Source organism: Thermobifida fusca NBRC 14071 = JCM 3263 (assembly GCF_001592045.1).
Classification (GTDB): Bacteria; Actinomycetota; Actinomycetes; order Streptosporangiales; family Streptosporangiaceae; genus Thermobifida; species Thermobifida fusca.
Genome location: NZ_BCWB01000052.1, coordinates 1 through 20,771 on the forward strand (window position 1 = coordinate 1; position 20,771 = coordinate 20,771).

General features: G+C 64.0%; 13 protein-coding genes. 3 read left to right on the plus strand and 10 right to left on the minus strand.

The annotated features are described in order from the left end of the window. Positions 1 to 301: 301 nt before the first annotated feature. Positions 302 to 910 (minus strand): TetR/AcrR family transcriptional regulator, encoded by a 609-nt coding sequence (locus TF1_RS13570; RefSeq protein ID WP_061783942.1) that lies wholly within the window; start codon positions 908 to 910, stop codon positions 302 to 304. Positions 911 to 994: 84 nt separating this feature from the next. Here TF1_RS13570 and TF1_RS13575 point away from each other — a divergent pair, with 84 nt between their 5' ends. Beyond that, positions 995 to 2,170 (plus strand): acyl-CoA dehydrogenase family protein, encoded by a 1,176-nt coding sequence (locus TF1_RS13575; RefSeq protein WP_061783943.1) that lies wholly within the window; start codon positions 995 to 997, stop codon positions 2,168 to 2,170. Positions 2,171 to 2,227: 57 nt separating this feature from the next. On the opposite strand, the gene TF1_RS13580 is transcribed toward TF1_RS13575, so the two are convergent. The 9 genes from TF1_RS13580 to TF1_RS13620 all read right to left on the minus strand — a co-directional run bounded on the left by TF1_RS13580 (position 2,228) and on the right by TF1_RS13620 (position 18,316). Then, a complete protein-coding gene (locus TF1_RS13580) occupies positions 2,228 to 2,998 on the minus strand; it encodes an enoyl-CoA hydratase (RefSeq protein ID WP_061783944.1) in 771 nt (256 codons plus the stop codon). Positions 2,999 to 3,194: 196 nt separating this feature from the next. Next, positions 3,195 to 5,492: a GmrSD restriction endonuclease domain-containing protein gene (locus TF1_RS13585; protein ID WP_061783945.1), complete on the minus strand. Its 2,298-nt coding sequence runs from the start codon at positions 5,490 to 5,492 to the stop codon at positions 3,195 to 3,197. 31 nt (positions 5,493 to 5,523) lie between these two features. Then, complete coding sequence (locus TF1_RS13590; protein ID WP_061783946.1) at positions 5,524 to 7,614, minus strand: UvrD-helicase domain-containing protein; 2,091 nt, start codon at positions 7,612 to 7,614, stop codon at positions 5,524 to 5,526. 57 nt (positions 7,615 to 7,671) lie between these two features. After that, positions 7,672 to 9,300, minus strand: coding sequence for a serine/threonine-protein kinase (locus tag TF1_RS13595; protein ID WP_061783947.1), 1,629 nt, complete (start codon positions 9,298 to 9,300; stop codon positions 7,672 to 7,674). A 177-nt stretch (positions 9,301 to 9,477) separates the two neighbouring features. Next, positions 9,478 to 10,239 (minus strand): DISARM system phospholipase D-like protein DrmC, encoded by a 762-nt coding sequence (gene drmC / locus TF1_RS13600; RefSeq protein WP_061783948.1) that lies wholly within the window; start codon positions 10,237 to 10,239, stop codon positions 9,478 to 9,480. After that, the gene (gene drmB / locus TF1_RS13605) at positions 10,236 to 12,134 is read right to left on the minus strand and encodes a DUF1998 domain-containing protein (RefSeq protein ID WP_156482508.1); all 1,899 of its coding nucleotides are present in this window, start codon (positions 12,132 to 12,134) and stop codon (positions 10,236 to 10,238) included. The genes drmC and drmB overlap by 4 nt, the downstream gene beginning before the upstream one ends. After that, entirely contained in the window at positions 12,131 to 15,931 is a 3,801-nt protein-coding gene (gene drmA, locus TF1_RS13610) for a DISARM system helicase DrmA (RefSeq protein ID WP_061783949.1), read from the minus strand. Before drmA ends, drmB begins: the two co-directional genes overlap by 4 nt. A 1,663-nt stretch (positions 15,932 to 17,594) precedes the next feature. Beyond that, positions 17,595 to 17,900: an ATP-binding protein gene (locus tag TF1_RS13615; RefSeq protein WP_061783950.1), complete on the minus strand. Its 306-nt coding sequence runs from the start codon at positions 17,898 to 17,900 to the stop codon at positions 17,595 to 17,597. 107 nt (positions 17,901 to 18,007) lie between these two features. Further along, on the minus strand, positions 18,008 to 18,316 hold the full coding sequence (locus tag TF1_RS13620) for a hypothetical protein (protein WP_255266187.1): 309 nt from the start codon (positions 18,314 to 18,316) through the stop codon (positions 18,008 to 18,010). Between the two features lie 367 nt (positions 18,317 to 18,683). On the opposite strand from TF1_RS13620, the gene TF1_RS13625 reads away from it, so the two are divergent. Together TF1_RS13625 and TF1_RS13630 are read left to right on the plus strand one after the other, a co-directional pair. Further along, a complete protein-coding gene (locus TF1_RS13625; protein WP_340147995.1) occupies positions 18,684 to 19,490 on the plus strand; it encodes a helix-turn-helix domain-containing protein in 807 nt (268 codons plus the stop codon). A 14-nt stretch (positions 19,491 to 19,504) separates the two neighbouring features. Next, complete coding sequence (locus TF1_RS13630) at positions 19,505 to 19,693, plus strand: DUF397 domain-containing protein (RefSeq protein WP_394326525.1); 189 nt, start codon at positions 19,505 to 19,507, stop codon at positions 19,691 to 19,693. Positions 19,694 to 20,771 lie beyond the last annotated feature (1,078 nt).

Here is a 20,771-nt window from a genome sequence, read left to right on the forward strand (position 1 = left end):
TGCGCCGGTGGGGCGGAACAGCTGAAGACCCTGTCGGCGGGACGGTGCCCGCAGCAGCCCGGGAACGGATCGCAGTCTCCCTGGACGTGCTGCGCGCCCTCCCCAGCCTGCAGTAACCGCGGGACGCCCACAGGGGCAGCACTGGCACTGCCTGCCCGGATTCCCGCAGCGGTGAGCACTGCCCTCATCCTTCACCGCACAAGGCGGCCCCGCGGGAGCGCATCCTCTACCCCAACACTGAACGCTCCCGGGGGCCGCAGCAGAAACAAACCCAGCAAGCAGTGCCGCCGCGCCCTTTCCGCTAAGCCAGCGGCGACTCGGTGACCTCCCGGGTCAGACTCGCCATCACCAGGTCAGCCAAGTGGCGGTAGGCCTCGGCATCGTCGAGCCCCGTGGCCTCTTTGATCGTGCCGTCCTGGATCCCCGTCATGACCCGGGCCACCGCAGCCCCCACAAAAGCAGCGTTGACCGGGCGCAGCACGCCAGCAGCCACCCCTTCGGCGACCAGTTCCTGCACCCGCCGGGCCGCTACCAGCGTGTTCTCCTGGTAGACCTCGTTGGCGGGAGCGAACGCCGCCAAATCGGCGTAGAACTGCTCCGACACCGGCTCCAACTCTGCGGCGACTGCCTCCAAGTAGACCACGAGCCGCTTCTCGGGCGGCGCTTCGGCCACGCGGGCCTCGATGCGTTCGGCTGCCCTCTTGAAATAGGAACGCACCGCGGCAACCACGATCTGCTCTTTGCTCGGCGCCACCAGATACAAGGTGCTCTTGGAGCAGCGCAGCCGTTCCGCCATGTCACTCACGCTGAAGCGCGCAAACCCCTCAGCGAGGAACAGGCGGCGCAGCCCGTCGAGGAGCTCCTCGCGGCGCGCACGGGTCTTCTCCGACAACCTCTGGAGGGCAGGCATGGCCCCAGCGTACCGAGAGGCCCTCTTGTTTTTCGAGTACTCAAAACAGTACTCTGGTACTCGAAATAGTACGGGGGTGTGCTCATGTCCGTCACACGCTTGATGCCGTCCCAAGAAACCGCAGACCTGGTCGAACTCGTCCGCGAAGTAGCGTCGCGGGAACTCGCACCACACGTCGCCGAAGCCGAAGAAACCGAACGCTTCCCCCGAGAAGCGTTCCGCACACTCGGCAAACTCGGCATCCTCGGCCTGCCCTACCCGGAGGAGTACGGCGGAGGAGGCCAACCCTACGAGGTCTACCTACAAGTCCTTGAAGAAATCGGAGCAGTCTGGGCCTCCGTCGGCGTCGGCGTCAGCGTGCACGTACTCTCCTGCTACGCCCTCGCCGTCTACGGCACCGAAGCACAACGGCAACGGTGGCTTCCCGACCTCCTCAGCGGCGACCTGCTCGGCGCCTACTGCCTCTCCGAACCGCACGCCGGCTCCGACCCCGCCGCCATGACCACCCGTGCCCGACGCGACGGCGACCACTACATCCTCGACGGCGTGAAAGCGTGGATCACCCACGGCGGGCAAGCCGACTTCTACACGGTTATGGCCCGCACCAGCGACGACCGCTCCCACGGCATCTCCTGTTTCCTCGTGCCCGCCGACACACCGGGCCTCAGCGCCGACCGCCCCGAACGGAAAATGGGACTGACCGGGTCGCACACCACCATGCTGCGTTTCGACGGGGTGCGGATCCCCGCCCACCAACGCATCGGCGCCGAAGGCCAAGGACTGTCGATCGCCCTGTCTGCCCTCGATTCCGGACGGCTCGGTATCGCCGCTGTGGCCACCGGCCTCGCCCAGGCAGCGCTGGACACCGCCGTTGACTACGCGCGACAGCGCGAAGCCTTTGGCAAGCCCATCATCGAACACCAAGGGCTCGCGTTCCTGCTCGCTGACATGGCCGCCGCCGTGGAAACCGCCCGCGCCGCCACCTTGCGCGCGGCCCGCCTCAAAGACTGTGGCCTGCCCTACAGCACAGAAGCGTCCATCGCGAAACTCGTCGCCACCGACAACGCGATGCGGGTCACCACCGACGCAGTGCAAGTCCTCAGCGGCTACGGCTACACCCGTGACTTCCCTGTCGAACGCTACATGCGTGAGGCCAAAGTCATGCAGATCTTCGAAGGCACCAACCAGATTCAGCGGATGATCATCGGCCGGCACCTTGCCCGCGGCGCCACGGGAAGCACGGTCGTGGTCGCTAGCTGACCAAGCCAAGGAAAGAGAAAACGGTGTGGGGCAGGCCACCCACTGCCCCACACCTGCTTACTTCTTCTGCTTCTTCCGCGCCACAAACTCGGCGAGGAACTCCTGAAACCGCGGCGAATTCACCGAGGACGCCTGCGCCCACGACTCGAACTCCAACACCGTGGCAAGGTCGGCGGTCTCTGCCATGCGCACGGCCCGCTTCATGTCTTTAACGAGGCCAGGATCACGCTGGGCGTAGCGGCGGGCCATGGCCAGCGCCTCAGTAACCGGATCCTCCACCAGCCGGGTAACCAAACCAGCGCGGAACGCCTCCTCCGCATCAATCCGCTCCGCGTCCAGCAAAGTCGCCAACGCCCGGTGCCCGCCCAACCGACGGGTAAGGAACCAACTGCAGCCGCCGCCCGGATGCAGTCCCATCTCAGCAAACGTGATCGCGAACTTTGCCTGTGGGCCTGCTACAACAATGTCGCAGGCCATCGCAATGTTCACCCCGGCACCGACAGCAATACCGCCCACCGCAGCGATTGTGGGAATCGTCAGGTCGGCAATACTAAGAAAACTCGCGTACACCTGCTTCAACTCGTCACGGATCACCGCAGGTGGACGCGTGGGATCTCCAAACAGACTGGTAACATCAGCGCCCGCGCAAAACGCCCGACCCGCACCACTAACCACCAGGGCACGCGCGTCCTCATCGGCTGCAACCGCGCGAACCGCCTCAGCCAGCTCGGCGAGCATCGGCCGATCAAGCGCGTTAAGCCGCTGCGGCGCATTGAGGACGATGTGCCGCACCGGGCCATCCGACTCAAACCTGACGAACTCCCCCATCGCTCCTCCACGGTGTGTCGCCGCCGTCTCCCACGGCATGAAACCGCAGAGTAGCTATGCACACACCGTGATTGAGAAGCGCCCCCATTGGTGAGAATGACGCAGCTGCGTGGCTGCCTGCCCAAAGCGTCACGGGCGGAAGCCGGAGGCGCTCCCTCACCTGCATTTCCGGTCTATTCCTACGGTGGTGCTGGTCCTAGGTTCTGGCACCAGAAACGCGTTTCATCGATGAGGCCACATCGTCGACGGAGTAGCCGAACTGGTTAAGGCGTGTGCGAGCGGTCTCCACCTCCTTCTCGGTGAACAGCGAGGCAAACCGGGGCTCGCACACCACTGCTTCCACGGTCAGGTCGAGACGGCCGCGCTCCCACAGCGCTGAAAACCCGTCGGAGACCGTGGGCGCGTGCAGCAGGCGGCGTACCGTCTCCAACGGCCCCAGGTCCGCGATCATGCTCAACAGCTGGGAGGGGATGTATCCGGCCTCGTCGCGAGCCCGGTCGTAGAGCGAACGCAGCGCTACCCCCAACTCCCGCAGCAGCGGTTCATTTTCCTCCCTGGGCTGTTCTGCAACGGCTTTCTGTTCCACCAGCTGTTCCCCGGCCGCCTCTGCGTTCCGCCGTTTGACGTAGCCGAGCAGGGTATCCACCGAAGTGAACACTTCGTAGCCCAGTTCCTTCAACCGGGGAAGGTCAGCTTCCGCAGAATCCGACACCAACAGCACGGGGGAGCCTTGCCCGGCCTGCAGTCCATACGGCCAGAACGCTTCGGCGACCGCGAGTGTCCGCCCTGTCTGCGGATCAGGCACTTCGGTATCCCTGTCCGGGGCAGAGCAGCCTAGCCGCTGCAACTCGTTGATAAGATCGCGGACCTGCACGGCACGCGGATCGTCGGCATTTTCAACGACCACACTGGCCGGGCGGAGCGGCAGTGCGTCCGTGCCGGCAGTTCCGTCCCGTAGTTCGGTGAGGAAACGCTGCGCTTCGCGTGCCAAGAGTTCGCGGCGCGCGGCAAAAAAGTCGCGCCACCGCTCTGCCCGCCACAGTTGCGGATCGGAAGGAATCCACTGCGAGGCGAGCACGCCCGGATGGGCGGCCTCCATCTCAGCTAGATAGTCCTCCGGTGGACGGTTACCGATCGCGCGGGCGCTCTCCTCCGACAGGAAGCAGAGGTTCGCATTCTCGGTAGCTTTACCACGGCCGCGCAGCAGCATGGTGGGAAAGATCTTGTGTTGTTGCAGGGAAAGCCCGCTATCGAGGTACTCCAAGCGCAGCGGTCTCCCGGTACGCAAATCACGGGCGTCGCCGACTCGAGTCAACAGGTACAGCAGCGGGTAGAAGCGGGATGCCGAGCTGCCTTCAAAGTCGTGCGGGCGCACTTCAAGCGACCCACCACGCCACCGCTCCAGCACGGTAATCAACCCTTCAACCCCACTGCGCTCGAGAACCTCAAAATCGCGCTGCATGATGGCTTCCATCGTGGCACTGTAACGTGCCCACAACGCGGAGTTGAGATACCAGTACAGGACTTTGTCACGATGGGCGCTGCTGTCAAAGGAGCCTCCGTTGAGGTCCAACAGGCGGACCACCACGATGACAGAGGACTTACTCTTCAACACCCTGTCGTGGTCCAAGCCCAGGCGCCCCGACAGTTCCTCTAAAAACGTGTCGGTGTGTGCGATCGTGCGTTCCAAGGCATCACGGAACTGAGCAGCATCCACCCGGTTGAGAGCTTCAAAGGTGGTGCGGCCGGTTGCCACGGCTGTCGTAGCACGCAGCAGCCAATCGAAGGTAAAGCGAAATCCCTGCTCCCGCCACCGGTTAATGACCTCGCGCATCGTTCGACGCGCAACAGGCCACTGGGCACACACCTTAGCCAGCGCCAAATCGCCCTTGGACAGTTTGGTGCCGCCCGAGTTGACCCGGTTGAAAATGTCGACCACCTCGTCGACATCCTTATCCGCGCCGGTGATCTTCTCGTCGTAGAATTCACGTTCCGTGATCTGGTGCAGGCGGTTTAACCGATCCAGGTATTTGTTGAGCAGTTTAGGGGTATCGCTGAACTGCGCCACGTGGAAAGCCGGCCCCTGTTGGAACAGTTCGGTCACGTTCACCCAGCGTGGATCCGAGGCCATTTTGGCCCGTGTGTAGAACTCGAAGACCTCGGTTTCCACGTTGAAGTACAGCCCGGTGAACGCCTTCGGGTCACCGTCAAAAAACGCGGGAGGACGCCCCCGGATCACGCCGTACAGGGAGGTGATGCGCTGCTGTCCGTCCAGCAGCATCAGGCGGATGCCCCCTCCTGTTGTGCCACCCCGGGTGGCCACATCGGTTGCCGCGGTCTCCCACAGCAGCAGGCTGCCCACCGGGTATCCCCGGTACAGGGACCGCATCAGCCCGCGCACCTGTTCACGGTTCCACACGTAACCGCGCTGGAATTCGGGAAGCACAATCGTTCCCGAATCAATCTGATCAAGCAATGTAGACAATTTGGCCATAAGGAACCTTTCTCACTGTTGTGGGGAAACCTCAAGAAAGCGCGGTAAGAAACGGGCTCGGCTCACGACTCCAGGTGACCAGGAGGCGCTCGCGGGCCCGCGTGCACGCCACAAACAGCAGGCAGCGTTCCTGTTGCAGTCCAACGCGGTGTGCGGCTTTGTCCTCGGATTCCGGGACAACCGCTTTGGGGGCAGGCAACTGTCCTTCACTAACCCCGGCCACCACCATGCAGCGGAATTCCAGCCCTTTCATTCGGTGCATAGTGCCCACGGATACCGCACCGTCTTCAGGAAGTCCTCCGGAGAGTTCACGCACCGGGATCGACTCTGCGTTCAGCTTCTCGGCAACCTCTTTCACCAGCCGGTTGGAGCGCACGGCCACCCCGATCTCTTCGGGAGCCACCCCGCTGTCCATCCACTCCCGGACTGCAGCGGCGACAGCGCACAGCTCGTCTTCCCAACTGGTAAAGCCCTGAACGCTGGGTGGGTGTCCGTGGAGTTCGGATCGGCAGCCCGCGATCGACTCGACACCCCCGTCCATGTCGTCGATCCGCTCCCCACGCAGCAAGCCCAGGCTCCAGGCGAGGATTTCTGCGGTGGTGCGGTAGTTGATCCGCAGCCGAGTGGAGCGTCCCGCAATGTTGATGCCGACGTCGCGCAAAGTGACCCGGTGCTGGTAGATGCGCTGGTGGGTGTCGGCAGCGAAGAACAAATCATTCGGGCCTTCGGGCACAGCGGCACGCAGTAGCCGCCATTTTTCCGGGCTGAGGTCTTGCGCCTCGTCCACCACGATGTGCCGATACGGTTTGTGGTCGCGTTCCGCGAGCAGCCGCGCCGCCTCCACGCACACGGTTTCGTACGTCCACAAGCCCTGCTCGCGCAGCGCGGATTCGAACTCCCAGATCGCCTGCCAGACGTGGGCACGCTGCTGGGAGCCGAGGGGCCGTCCCCGGCCAGTGCGTTTCGCGGCGAGATAGTCCTGTGCCGAACGCACTTGCTGGGCGATGACGACCTGCCGCCACTCTTCAGCGAGAAACGCGGGCGTGAACGAAAGCCCCAGGTTGCGGATGATCGTGGACCACAGTTCGTGTTCTTGCTCCCCGGCCAGCATCCTCAGGGCGCCGTGCTCTTCGCGGACGACACGGTGGGCGAGCTGGTCGACGTGGGCGACGTCGATCCGGTCAACGAACTCGTCGTAGTCGTCCAACAGCATCAAGCCTGCCCGCAGCGACTCGGCGAGTGTCGACGTGAACGTGGTGACAAGGACTTTTCCCTCCCCGTTACGGGCCAGGTGGCGGGCACGGTGCAGGGCGACCACAGTTTTCCCTGTGCCGGGCCCACCGGTAATCCGCGCCGGTCCCCGGTAGTGGGCCTCAACCACACTGCGCTGCACCGGGTGCAGGTAGACCCGCCACAGCGCGAAGGGGTAAGCGAGCACTGCCAACAGCTCGTCAGGGCCGTCAACGAACACCACACGGTCGCGGCTGCGTTCGACTGCCGCGTCCAAGTCGTCGGGGTCAATCTGCTCGCCTGTGATATCGACGCAAAGCTCTTCCCACACCTCTTCGGGAGTGCAGCCTGCGGCGAGCGCGACCAAGACTTTCCACTGCACGGAAGGCAGGAAGCTTTCGGCGGCTTCCAGCTGGGATTCCTCGGTGAGGGCGCGGGCGAACGCCAGCGTCTGCCCGTCTATACCGAGGCGACGCAGGTCGTGATCGCTGACGTGGTCGAATAGCCGTTGTGGGGCATCTCGAGCGGTCTGTTCCAGGTGGGGCAGGGAGGCGTCGATCGCTTCCACGTCACGGATTTCGATGCGGCCGGTGGCCCCGTTGACGGTGGCAGTGCGGCGCTTCGCCCACGCGTAGGCGTCGTCATGCGGCAGGACTTTGAGCAGGGTGTAGGTGTCACCTGACTCAGGGGCGAGGACGACGCCCCGCCAGAACTGGTCGATACGGATGGTGCGGAACCGGTCGTCACGGGCATTGGTGATTTTTTCGAGGTGGATTCCCGTGTGGCGGGCGTGCTCAAATTTCGTAAAGACTTCAGTGACCCGGTCTCGGACACTTTTCTCTAATTGTGCAAAGTCGAGGAGAAAGTCACGGTCAATCGCCAGAATCGCCATTGAACTGTTTCCTTCCGTCCCACCCGTTATTCGACCGTATCGCGGTATTCGTACTTCTCAGGAAGACCGGTGCTGTTGTCCGAGGTTTTGTGTGGCCTGTTCTAGTAAGGCGCGGACTTTCACGGTCCGCGAGTGGAAGGGGCCGTATACCTGGGTGAGGTCGTTCAATAGGGAACGCAGCGTGTGGATGGCTTCCTCGTACTGTTGGGATTGCAGCTGCACGGTTCCTATGTCGCGACGCAGGTCGAGGATCCACGGATGGTGGAGACCACGAGTGTGTTGCCCGTCAGTGAGCAGCCGGTGCATCAACTCCAGTGCTTCCGTGGTGTCGCCGACGAGGGTGCGGCAGGTTGCCTCCCGTCTCCGGTAGTGGAACACCAGGTCTGCGTACGGGCCGTCCCGTTGGGCCAGGTCTGCGGCGAGCACAGCGAATTCGGATGCTGCTTCGTGGTAGTCGCCTTCGTTGAAAAGCATGTCGGCGAGGAAGCCGCGCAGGTCGATCACGTCGGAGTCAAGTGCGCCGAAGGCTTTCTCCGCGGTGCGGAGCGCGGATCTCACCACGTCGACGGCTTCACTCGTGCGGGATTCCGCGAGGAGACGCTCCGCTTCCGCACGGTGTTCTTTTAGCACAACGCGGTCCACGCGAGTGTTTCCGGGCGCCGGCTGCGGGTCGGCAGGCGCAGGCCCCGACACGGCCTGGCGGGCAGCTTCTCCCGGGAAAGGTGTTCCGCCACGGCTCTCTGCAGGCGCAGCCGCAGCACCATCTACCCGGCTCACCACCGCCGCATACATCCGGGTCGGCGCGCTACGGCCCGGTGGGTCCATCGCCCCGGTCAGCGGTACGAGACCGGTCGCGAACGGCAGGAGCCGCTCATAGACTTCCTGGGCGCTTCTCGGCCGGTCCTCAGGGTTCTTGGCGAGCAGGTGTAGTACCAGGTCGGCGAGCGGATCCGGTACTTCCGGCCGGTAGATGTGGAGTGGCGGCGGAGGTGCAGAAACCTGTTTGTTCATCGTGTCGTAGGACGTGGCCCCGGTGAACGGCAGCTGCCCGGCCAGCATCTGGTAGAGGGTGCAGCCGAGGGCGTACAGGTCGCTGCGGGGACTGCTGATTCCGGACGCGATCTGCTCAGGAGCCATGTAGGCTGGGGTGCCGATCAGCTGCCCGGTACGGGTGATCTGGGAAAAGTCACTGAGGTCGAGAGCGACAGCTAACCCGAAGTCGAGGACTTTGACCGTGCCTTCCGGCTCCAGCATCACGTTGGAGGGTTTGAGGTCGCGGTGCACGAGAGAAGCGTGGTGGGCGGCGGTGAGCACTGCGCACACTTGCGCGGCAATCGCCGCAGCCCAGCCGATAGGCAGCGCGCCTTCTTCAGCGATCAGGTCGGACACGGTGACACCGTGGATGCGTTGCATAACCAGGTAGGGCCGTCCCTCATGGGTGCCCTGGTCGAAGACGGCGGGCACCCCCGGGTGTTGTAGGCGGGCGGTGACGCGTGATTCGCGGAGGAACCGGCGCACCAGCTCCTCGTCGTGGACGCCGTCGGGGAATTTGAGGAATTTGACGGCCACCTCGCGTTTGAGGCGGGTGTCGTGTCCCTCCCACACTTCACCCATGCCGCCCGATGTCAGGGGACGCAGCTCGTAGCGGTCGTCCAGCACCATCACGGTTGGCAAGTCACCGCGCATTGAAATCTCCTTCACACCGGGCAACCACCGCAGCCTCGAACCTTGAAAGATCCGGTGAGGGGTGAGAAAGGACGGGAAGCAGCGGGGTTGGTCGACGGGAACAGGCAGCGGACACCGGGGTGCGGGGAGACCGGCCGCAGTGCGCCCTCTCTCGGTGGGCGGTTCTTGTTTTCTCAGTCACGCGCGGCGACCTCCCCCAAGCGGTCGGAGCACACCGGAGGCTTGGAGCTGGTCGATGTGTTCGGCGACCCGCTGCGGCGCGGTGCCGCCCCGCACGAGCAGGCCCGCTTCAAGGTTGGTGCTCACCCCCGACTGGGTGAGGTTGGCACTGGACACCAGGAGTGTCCGGCGGTCGCCGACGGCGAGCTTGGCGTGCATTTTTCCGCGGCTCCCATGGCGTTGTTCGATCGGCCAATGCCACAGCCGCACCCCGTTGATCCCCGCGAACGCGGCGGCAGGCTCCACTTCCAAAGCGCCGTCCGCCCCGTGCAGGGTTTCCACCACCACGGTGACCGCCACTCCGCGAGCCGCGGCCGCAGCCAGGGCGGCGCGCACCTCGTGGTGCGGCCGGGCCGAGTAGGTCATCAACCGCAGGTCCCGTTCAGCTTCGGCGATCACGTCGAGCAGGACTTGCGCGGTGGCGCGCACTGGCACCGCGTTGCTGGCGGGGCCGCTCCACACGGTTTCCACGCTGACCGTGGCGCGGCCCCGCCGCAGTCCTTCTGCCAGGCCTTTAAGGTAGGCGGCGGCTTCGTGGCGGGTGCCGCCGCTGTTGAGTGCGGCGAGCACGGCCGCGGCGGGCCCGTCGAACCGCCACCCGCGTTCGCTCAAGATCGCGTGGGCTGGCCATCCCGCCGCGATCCGAGTGGCGAGCACGTCCAACGCGTCAGCGCCGAGCTCGGTCGCGGCGGCAGCAGCAGCCTCGTGGAATTGGGTCACGGCAGTTCTTTGAAGAGTGCCAGCGCGGGGTCGTCGATGGGCACCACGAATCGGCGGTCTAGGAACCGGTTACCGCGTTCGCACGTGGTTTCCGACACGAACAGGCACACGTGGCAGGCCGCGCCATGCAGAAAGTCGGCGGCGTGCGGCTGCGGGAGTCGTTCTTTGCACAGCGGGTCGGAGGAGCAGCGGGTAGCGTCGCGCAGTGCTTTGCGTACCAGCAACACCAGCCGGTCGGGTTCGGCTTGGGATACGAGCCCGCCGAGGGTGCCTTCCGAGTCGGGTGCCGCCGTGGAGATGAGGATGCCACCGCGTGGGTCGTCTTCAGTTCCGGCGTAGATGCGTTCCGACAGGCTCGCCGAGCTATACCCGCAGTCCAGCGCGATCGTACGGATCAGCAGGTGGGACAGGGTGTGCAGAGCGATGTATCGAGCTCCCGGCCAGTTCCGCATCTCGTCGAACGGTCCTTTGATCCGGTCGGAGTAGCGATTGCGCCGGTATTGGGCGTAGGCCGCGCGGTGGAGGCGCATCGCCTCAGAGTCACGGACCCGCTGTTCCCATTCGGCGAGCAGGTCGTCGGGCACGCGCAGGAAGATGCCTTCGCCGCGTACTTCGCTGGCAGGCACCCACGTGGTTTCTTCCCGGCTCAATGGGGCCCGGGTCACCAGCCCTGGGTCTTCCGGGTCGGGGGCGTCCAGCCGGGTGAAGCCGACGAGGGCCCGCACCTGGCGTAGCCGTTCCACCTGGGCCACGTCGCAGAAGATCTCTTTGAGCGGGGTGGGCACTCCTGCCGGGTCGCGGCGCAGCGCAAAGTCGAGTTCCGGGTCGGGGGCGGGAATAGAGGACAGGGTTTCCCATTCGGGGGTGAGCAGGTCCACGTGGTCGTCCTCCTCGTCTTGTTCCCCGTCCTGGGTTTTACGGGCCCGCACGCGTTCCACCGCGGCAGCGAGTTCGTTGTCGTCCCACTTGTCGAACACCCGAAACGCGGGAACGTTGTCCCGAGCATAGGGGTACATGGCCGGGGCCAGGGGTTCGATCTGCTTCCAGTGCTGTTCGACAAGGTCGTCGAGGTCGCTGCGGGGGCTTCGGGGAAGCGACAGCACGGACAGGGTGTGTGCGAACCACTGGTTGGAGGAGCCCACCACGAGCACGCGGGCCCGCTGGTCGCAGCCGTTCTCTTCGAATACGTCCAAGTGCGGGTGGCGGCCTCGGCAGTTCGGCAGGGTGGTGCCGTCGTCGCCTAGCGCGTCACGGATGTTGCGCTGGGTTTCACAGCTCAAACATTTGAGGTTGACGTTGACGCCAATGTTGCCGCCCCGGTCTTCCATCTGCATCCGCGGGTGAGTGCTTCCTGTCGGGCACGGCTGTCCGCGGTGGACGAACTCCCGGTAGGGGAAGTCGTCGAGGTGGCCTGCGGTGCAGGCGAGCATGAACCGGGTGGGCACCGCAAGCGGTTTGCGGCTTTTCTTCTTGCCGCAGCGCTCGTGGTAGAAGCGGGCGTCGTGCGGGCGGTTCGACTGGTCGTTTTCGAACAGGAAGGTTTTGCTTGCCAGGGGGGCGAGTTCGTTGCAGGCGGTGCAGCGCAGCCACGTGGGGAAGGGAATCGTGGGCACCCCTACCCGGTCTGCCAGGCTGTTGCTGGCCCCGTCGTCGTCAACCCACGGCGCGGGACGCAGCTCTTTGACGTGACGGTTGTTGAGGATTTTCTGGACGGCGGCGAGCAGGCGGGGTTCGTCGATGGGCTGGTGGTTGGGGACGTTGTCGTACCGCCACCGGTCCAAGCCGCTGACCAGCACCGAGAAGTTGGGCAGGTCAACGAGGGCGCCCACGCCCGTGGTGAACATCAGGTGGCTGGGCCGGACTGTGCCGACTTTGCGACGGTACTGGTCGTTCACTGCTGCACCTCCTCACTGGTTCCTTCCTCGCCGGGAGTGTGGCCGCTGGACGGGGCGAACGACCATTCGGGTGCCCCGTGGGTTTCGTGGTAGACCCCGCCACTGGCGGGAACCAGCAGGTTGATTTCGGTTTCGGTTTCCCGCATCGACATGCCGACCGTGGTGTCGTCCCACGGACCGGCGCCTGCTTTGGTGAGCAGCCCTTTCAACCGCTGTTTCTGGAAGATGCCGGAGCTGTAGCCCAGCCGGGATTCCCCGGTTTTCTCCCGCTGCCAGATGTCCCGTAGCCGCTGGATGCGTTCAGCCAGGTATTCGCGTCCGCGGGGCCCGCCGACCCGTTCGGCGCGAGCCAGCATCCGCTCGATAATCCGCTGCACGTCGGGACTGTCCCAGTCCACGTCGTGGGCGTCGCCTTCCCGCGAATAGTCTTCGACGGTGTTACGTACGGCTGCGACGAACGCGCCGGTGGCGCCCCGGTCGAGGGCGCGGCGGGTGAACGGGGTGACGCTGAGCGCTTCCACCTGCCGGTAGAAGGTGGCGTGGTAGTGCTCGAAGTCCTCGTAGTGGGCCAGGTCTCGGGGCCGGGACCAGTTGTAGAGGGTGAGTACCAGTCCGGGCCGGGCCGGGTCGCGCCCCACACGGGAGGACGCCTGAATGTATTCGGCGGTGTTCTTCGGCTGCCCGACAACCATCATCAACCCGAACCGGGACACATCCACGCCGACTTGGAGCATGGAGGTGGCGAGGACCACGTCCACGGGCAGGCGCCCGGTCCGCTGCCGTTCATTGGTGCGCCGAGCAATCGGGTGCAGCGGCAGGTCCTGCCGCGCCTTCCTCTTGCCGTGGCGGGCGATGACGTCCCGAAGGTGGGCGGTGACGGCTTTGCGGCGTTCCGTGGTGTCCAGTTCCGGGTCGAAGCCGATCTCCAAGTGTTTCAGTACTTCACTGATGTCACCGGAGGAGATGCGCGAGGTCAGTTCTTGGATGGTGAGCAGGGTGGCGGCGCCGACGAGCCGCTGTGAGATGCCGGGCCGCCTGCTGTACCGCACGCGGGTGACCACGTCGTCGTCGAGGTAGCGGCGCATGCCTGCGAGTTCCCGGGTGGCGTTGAAGTAGCCGACTAGGGTCATGTAAGGGTCGGCGGCCGCGCCGTACCGGTCGAACATGGTCTGCCCCGCGAGCAGCAGGATTTCCGCGATCCGGATTTCAGCGGCTTTCAACCGGGTGCCGTGCGCGCACACCCCCAGGTAGCGGCGCCCGGGCGTGGCTTCGGTGACGGGCATTTGCCGGGAGAAGAACGTGTCGGTCACGTCGGTAACCTGGGGCGGGAAGATTTCCAGGTCGCGGGCGAACACTCCGCGCACTTGGGCGGCGGCGCGTTTCGTGGTGGCCGTGGACGCCACGATCTTCGGTCCGGTCGCGGTGCCGTTCGGGGTGATCCACGTGCACAGTTCGTCCACAGCGGATTCGAACAGGCCGACTGTGGTGCCAAGCGCACCGGAGATGAGGTGCAGCTCGTCTTGGATGATGAGGTCCGGGGGACGCAGCCGCACCACGGGGCGGCTGGTCACCGCGGGCAGGCTGCCTTTCTTGTTGTGGCGGGGCCCGCATCCGGTTTTCTCATCAAGGTCCTCGTGCCGGTAGCCGTGCCGGGGACAGTACTCTTTGACCCGGCCAAACAGCATTCCCGCGTAGCCTTTCCACGGGAGCTGCGCCAGCTTGTCCACGGTGGCGATGACGAGACTGGGCAGCAGCCGGTAGATCTCCTCGTCCACGGTGAGGATCGGCAGTCCTTCGTCGGAGAGTCTCCGCGAGAATGGGCACGCGTCAGCGCCTTCGCTGTTGCCGCAGAACAGGTGGATCCGCCGGAGTTCTTCGTCGGGGTGTAGGTCGCGGTAAGCGTGCAGTTCGGTGCCGCACCACGGGCAGGTGACAGTCTGCAGCACGTTGGCGCGCCGCCCGCTGCCGGAGTCGCGGGCCTCGGTGATCTGCTCCCGGGCTTCGGTGAACCAGTTGGGGGACACCCCGGTGCCGACCCACAGGCCGATCCGGAACGGTTCGGTGCCCCACGTGTCGGGGTCTTCCGCGCGCAGCAGTTCAGCTGCGCACACGAGCGCCGCGGCCCGCTGGAACTGCTGGGCGGTGAGCAGCCGCAGCGTGTAGCGCATGAGCACGGCCACGCCGCTCCTGCCGTCGCGTGCCGTCTCCCCAGTGCCGACAACGCCTTGGAGTCTGCGGATGGCGAAGGTGAACGCGGTAAGCCCCAGGTAAGCCTCGGTCTTACCGCCACCGGTGGGGAAGAACAGCAGGTCGACGACTCCGTCGGCGAAGGTGCGCTCTGGGTGGTCGATGTCGGCGATCGCGGGCAGGTTCAGCAGGATGAACGCCAGTTGGAAGGGGCGCCACGACGCGGCGGACGGGCCGCGTTCCCGGACTTTCCGTGCGGCTTCGTGGTAGCTGATGGACGGGTCGCGGCGGAGCCGGGCGATTTCGGTGTGCCGCCGCTGCGCAGCCATGGCCCGGTTGGCGAATTGGAACGCGCGTAGCGCGTCCTCGTGTCCGGGCACGGTCGGGTCGGTGAGCAGGTCGATTCCGGCGCGGATTCGCTGCGCGACACGGCGGGCCCGGAACACGGCTCCTTTGGCTGCTGCGGCGAGGCGCGGGGGAAGCTGGGGGATTTCAGCGGCGCGCTCGTCAAGCCATGTTTCGTACCCGTCGGCGAGGGGCGCTAGTCCGGTGCGCAGCGTGTCGGTGTCGGCTTCAGCGAGAGCGTCCATGGACAGCAGCGTGCCGGCGAGTGGGGTGCCTTGGTCGGCGAGGGCGACGGTGGCGGGCACGTCGTAGCTGGGCAGCCAGGTGGTCCGCAGGAGGCGGGCGCGCCGCAGTTCGGGCACGGTTTCGGCGTGCACGGCGACGTTGCGTCCTGCGGCGTATTTGAGCTGATTGCGGTAGAGAAGCCGCAGGTGCAGTTCTTCGGGGTCGTCCAGGTGGGGGGCGTCCTCCGTGAGCGGGTCGTCGATGGGGAGGAACACCGGGGAGTCGCCGTCGAGCGCGGTGACGGTGAGCTCGGTTTGGAACAGCCACGCCGTTTCGAGTGCGGTGTCCGGTTCGCGCTGGTTGTTGACGAGGAAGATCTCGACGGTGCGGGTTTCCCCGTGGGGGCGGACCGAGACGGACAGGTAGACGCAGGAGCTGTCCGGGTTGACAGCGGTTAGGCCGATCCGCTGGTCGGGTGCGCCGTCGAGGCGGATCTCTTTGGTGAAGTCTCGGGGCACGCGTGCCCAGATGGTACGGGAGCGGCCTTCTTCGTCTTCGGTTTTCTCCCGGGTGTATTCGCCCCATCGGGCGGTGACGACGAGGACGTCGGTGTCGGCGGCTACCCGGCAGGACAGGCCCATGGAGGAGGCCCACAGGCGGCCGAGGGGTTGCGCGGGCAGGATTTCGGGGAGTTCCGCGTTTTCTTCTCCTTGGGTTTCGCCAGCCACACCGGTGGAGGTGTCGAGGGGGAGGGCGGCGTCGCCTTTCTGCGAGGCGTGGTGGCGGGGGCCGAGCATGCCCACGAGGTAGCGGTCGCGGGGACCGCGTGCCTTGGGTTCGAAGCGTTCGTGTTCGCCGTCCCATGGGCCGAGCAGGTCGCGTTCGATAAGCCGTTGGAAGGCATCCCGCACCTGGAAGGAGGTGGCGTGGGCGAATGGTTGCGGCTGGTCGAGCAGGTCAGCCGGATTGGACGGCTTGTCGGAGGAGACGTCGAGCGAGGTCTGCTCTCCATACGGATGGGGAAAGAGCACGTCGGACATGCGAAACCCAAAGTCCCTTCACTCACGCAAGGGGAAGGCAGGTGGCTCTAACATAAGGTGAACTTCGTGAATAGTCCACCCCAGAGACAATATTGTTAACTTTGCCAACACGCAACGCGTTGTTCTAGAGAGGACGCGGAACGTGTCAGACGCGCGACAAGCCACAGCTGGACAGGCGAACCGCGACCGACCCAACACCGCCGCTACCGTTTGCCACTGTGTTTTCGCTGCCCATATACAGCGCTGCAGCGTGACGGTAGATAATCTGTGACTATAGGGCCAATCACGGCTCTATCACAAAAAATTCTCCTATCAGAAAAAGAGAATGGAGCTCATCCTCTCCGGCACGGCTGAGAATTCAGGCTCAAAGGGATGTGCTAGCGCCTCCCTCGCCGGCATAGGGGAGCTCGTCGAGCAGGCCGCGCAGCTTACCAGATGACCTGGTCACACTGGAGAATCCTCTTCCTGGAGAGACCACAGCCCTCCAGCAGTCCACGGTGTTGCACAGAGCCTTCCAGCGCCACCAGACAGGACGGTCAACCAGCAGGAATCGCCACGGCAAGCGCGGTTTTCGGTCCGCACAGTAACCCGGTTTTCATCGGTTATTCAGTGTTTTCCACTCCACCACAAAACGCTTCATTCGGACACAATCCAAACTGATCTTATTGCATTAAGTAGCAACAGACACGGATATTCTGGGCGAGGTGAAAGGGCGGGAGAGCTTCCCCACGTAGCAGCCGGGCGGGAAGGGCTGGCCGAGGTGTCTGCGAGAGCCAACAGTTCTCTCGGGTCTCCCGGCGGTCGTGTCGTTCTGCGTCTCGATGCGTTCGAATGCGTCATCGACCATGCCAGCACGTCGCCAGGGGAACAGCAAGTCACTGCTTTACTGACGGAGTGTTCCTTCGGTGGATTCGTCGGCAATCCCAGGAGACGGCCCCAGCGAAAAGCTAGTTCTGGCAAGCCGCTCCCTGTCTGTACCGTTCCTGAAGACACGGTCATCCAGAGACCTTTCCGGGATGTATACGTGCCCTCAGAGCAGATCCCTACGTTCGTCCGCTTGCGCAGGTCTAGGGAACTTTCTAGCTCACAGCGCACTTCCTCGAGTTAACAAGTGGACTAGAGGGTTCGTTAGACGTGAGCTAGGACGCTCTTCCGCAACAGCCACTAGCCGACGCCTGGTCTCTCGAGCTCTTCCTCACACCCTGAATCGCCTGCCCTCCGACACAGGGGAGGCTGTTAGGCCTTCACCGGATTAGCCTGCCTATAGGTAGGACTGGGGTGTTCGCCATCCTCGACTTTCCTGACGATCCGCCCGTGGTGTATCTGGAGCACTCCTTAGCCACGCTTCCTGAAAGACCTCGCGGAAATCGAGCACTACGTGGCAGTGTTCGACCGCCTTCAGACACAGGTGTTGCGCGTGCAGGGCTCACGAGCGCGGCTGGGGAGTCCTCCTTGCACGGAAGGAACCACCCATCCTCAACCTGAACACCCGGTCTTCCACGAAATCCAGCCACTCCACTGCCTACAGCCAAGGCAGTAGGGAGGTGGTTGAAACGCCCCTCGCAGAGTCGTGTGCGACTCCCACGTCTAGAGAAAACGTGCTCAGGGCTGAGGTAGAGGCAGCCCTGAGCACGCAGGTAGGGAATAGAAGGTTGGCCTGGGATCAGCTGTTGTCCCAGGTGAGGTGGGCGTAGACGCCGTGGTGTCGGGGGGCGAGGGTGCCCCATGTGGTGGCGAGCTGCTCCACCAGAGACAAACCACGCCCGTGCTCGGCCAGCAGGTCCTCAGGTTTGATCGCGTGCGGGAGGGTGCCCCGGGTGCGGGAAGCAAGGGTACGTACCTCGGTGCGCACCCCATGGGTGTCCATGTTCACCGTCACATGGAAGGTGTGGCCGGGCTCGCTGGAGCGGGTGCGGCAGATGGCGTTGGTGGCCAGCTCTGAGACGATCAGCACGGCCCGGTCCCCCACCTCATCAGGCGCCGTCGTCTACGGATACAACCGGATCGCACCAGCAACAAACCGACGCGCCACGGCGACGCTTGCCGGAATGCCGGGGAATGCGGTGGCGGCCAGGGTCATTGCGCTACCCCATCCAACGTCCGGGTGGGGGTGCGGGTGCACACCTGTTGGCCGTAGTAGCCGCGCACCGGATGGGGTGGTTCGTAGGTGCCGAGGATGTGGTCGAGCAGGTCGAGGTCATCCACGGCCACGGTGTGGCCGGTGACACGGTTACGCGCGGTATACGGGCAGGGGGAGTGGTGCTCATAGGTGATGGCCCACAAAGCTGAGTACTGCTCAGCGCAGGCAGCAAAGTCCGCATAGTTCGGGATCTGGGGTGGGATCACCCGCGCCTGCCACCGCGAAGACGACTCAGGCTCAGACATGGCTCGCCGAGGGCGGGGTGTCTGGAGGACGGGGCGCTGAGCGGGGGCAGGGGGCATGACCAAGGCCACCCCGCACAGTAACAGGCAAACGATCAGGACGCGCAGAGCGCGCAGAACGCTCATGTAGGCCTCCACAGGGAGTTGCGCCGGCTGGGGATCCGGCGCGCATCTTGGGTACACGCCTATGCTGACTCATCACAAATGAATTTGCAATGCCAATGTTTAAAGTAGCAGAACGATTTTTTTCGTGCAGCCCTTGATGATATTGACAGCAAGTGAAATGTCCTGGTCAGAACCGACAAGCGTAGGATCAGAACTGAATCGCAATGCCAACCAGCAGAGGAGTGACGTGGCGGGCAGTCCTACCGTGCGCCGTAAGCGCCTGTCACGGCGCCTCAGAGAGCTGCGTGAAGCGCGAGGCCTCACCTCAGAGGAGGTCACTCGGCGGGCTGGATTCTCACGCGGCAAGTTGACCCGCATGGAACGGGATGAGTGGACCCGTCCCAACCCGGCAGATATTGAGACACTGCTGGATATCTACAAGGTCACTGACCCAGATGAACGGGAAGAGCTCCTCACGCTAGCCCGTCAAGCCAGACAACGCGGCTGGTGGGTGAGCTACTCCGATGCGTTAGGACGCGGCGCCTACGTCGGCTTAGAGGCTGAGGCAACTCGTATCCGCACGGTAGAGCTGATGCTTGTTCCCGGCCTGCTCCAAACGGAGGACTACATCCGGGCGGTACTCCACGGCGATGACATCACCGCCCCCGAAGAAGTCGACCGACGTGTTGAGGCCCGACTGCTGCGCCAGCAGATCCTCACACGAGCAGACTCTCCTACGCTGCACGTGATCATCGACGAGTCGGTACTGCGAAAGATCACGCCACCTTTGCGGCACCAGATGCAGCGACTGCTTGACCTCCAGGAGCCTCACCGCCTCCAGGTGCTCCCGGACCGAATCGGCCCACACGCAGCAGCCACCGGGGCGTTCACCATCCTGGAGTTCGCTGAAGATCCGACTGTCGTCTATCTAGAGACGACCGATAGTTCACTGATTCTCGAGGAACCAGAAGAAGTCCGCCGACACGAGGACCGGTTCAACCGCCTGTGCACCACAGCACTGCCACCCGACGAGTCACGTGAACTCATCCAGCGTCGACTGGACGACCTGTAAGGACTATGCCCATGATGCGCTTCCAGCTCCAATTCCGTAAGTCCTCGTACTCTGGAGCCCGCCACGAGAACTGTGTCGAAGTCGCCGACCTCCCCGGCGCCGCCGCTGTCCGAGACTCACAGCACCCAGAAGCGGGACACCTCATCTTCCCCGCCGCTGAGTGGCAAGCTTTTCTCAACGCGGTGAAACACGGCCTTATTTGACCATGTCTCTAACCGTGGAGGTCTCGCCCACGCTCACGGGGGCCTTCTTCCACCGCTGCTTCTGAGAAGGCCCGCACCAGTGTGGTGAGGAAGGGGCGGAAAAGCCAGTGCGGACCTTGTCGGTGAGATGGTCTGTTACAACAGGTTAGGGTCGCTTCCAGGAGGGATGGCAGCACGCCGCCATGCCTAAGAAGCCAAATCAACGCCGACTAACCAGACACCATGGGAATCGCGCACGGTCGGCTCGTCGAAGGCAACCAGCCATCCACTGCCGCTGAGTTCTCTTTCTTGACCGTGCAGAACAAGTGATTCGATGGTTGCGCGACGAAGGCATTGTGCGCACAGTCAGCATGGAGTGTGCCAGCGCCTTGTACCCGCTGCACCTGAGCCCACACACCAGCCAGGGAGGGCATAGCTTAAATAGTCAAGGTGGAAGCGGCGCCCATGCTCCCCAGAGCAATCCTCGGAACAAACACCGGGACTTTGAACACCAGTCGACGCCGCCCCTCGGGCCTCTATACCACCAGAAGAACTACCCATACCGGCTATCTGCGGGCTGGATTCCTACGACCTCACCAGAACATGTCGGTATTGGCAGAGCCACTGCCGCTTCCAACGCCCTCCACACGGCCGCCTCCCCATCGGCAGGCAGGCCACCTACAGGCGTGAACACGTCAAACTCCGCTACGCCGACCATTAGGAGGCCGAAGCTCTAGGCCACCGAAAACTCAACCATGTTTGGAGAAACCACTATGTGGAGAAGTGAGCAAGGACCTCTATGCTACTCCGAGTTCATCCCCCATTCCACCATACGATAACTAGCAATCATAAGTGGCGTCCCAAAAATAGCCACTTCTGACCCCTGAACACCACGGCAGACAAGTGAGGCGCTAACGAGCGACAGTCTAACTAGCACACCAGTTAAAACAACGACCGCATGAAACCACGCATAATTTCATCCACCCTGACACGCGATATTTCATTCCTTCCTTTTTAACAACCCGACCAAAAGCCTCACCCTGGACATTTCAGAATATCTCACACCGATCTACACATCCCCTTCAGAGAAATTCGCGCA

Excerpts from the sequence above, each read along its gene's own strand:
- TF1_RS13570 (WP_061783942.1), bottom strand. The coding sequence starts at position 910 with ATGCCTGCCCTCCAGAGGTTGTCGGAGAAGACCCGTGCGCGCCGCGAG.
- TF1_RS13595 (WP_061783947.1), bottom strand. The coding sequence starts at position 9,300 with ATGCGCGGTGACTTGCCAACCGTGATGGTGCTGGACGACCGCTACGAG.
- drmA (WP_061783949.1), bottom strand. The coding sequence starts at position 15,931 with ATGTCCGACGTGCTCTTTCCCCATCCGTATGGAGAGCAGACCTCGCTC.
- TF1_RS13630 (WP_394326525.1), top strand. The coding sequence starts at position 19,505 with ATGCGCTTCCAGCTCCAATTCCGTAAGTCCTCGTACTCTGGAGCCCGC.
- TF1_RS13590 (WP_061783946.1), bottom strand. The coding sequence starts at position 7,614 with ATGGCGATTCTGGCGATTGACCGTGACTTTCTCCTCGACTTTGCACAA.
- TF1_RS13585 (WP_061783945.1), bottom strand. The coding sequence starts at position 5,492 with ATGGCCAAATTGTCTACATTGCTTGATCAGATTGATTCGGGAACGATT.
- TF1_RS13580 (WP_061783944.1), bottom strand. The coding sequence starts at position 2,998 with ATGGGGGAGTTCGTCAGGTTTGAGTCGGATGGCCCGGTGCGGCACATC.
- TF1_RS13575 (WP_061783943.1), top strand. The coding sequence starts at position 995 with ATGTCCGTCACACGCTTGATGCCGTCCCAAGAAACCGCAGACCTGGTC.
- TF1_RS13620 (WP_255266187.1), bottom strand. The coding sequence starts at position 18,316 with ATGTCTGAGCCTGAGTCGTCTTCGCGGTGGCAGGCGCGGGTGATCCCA.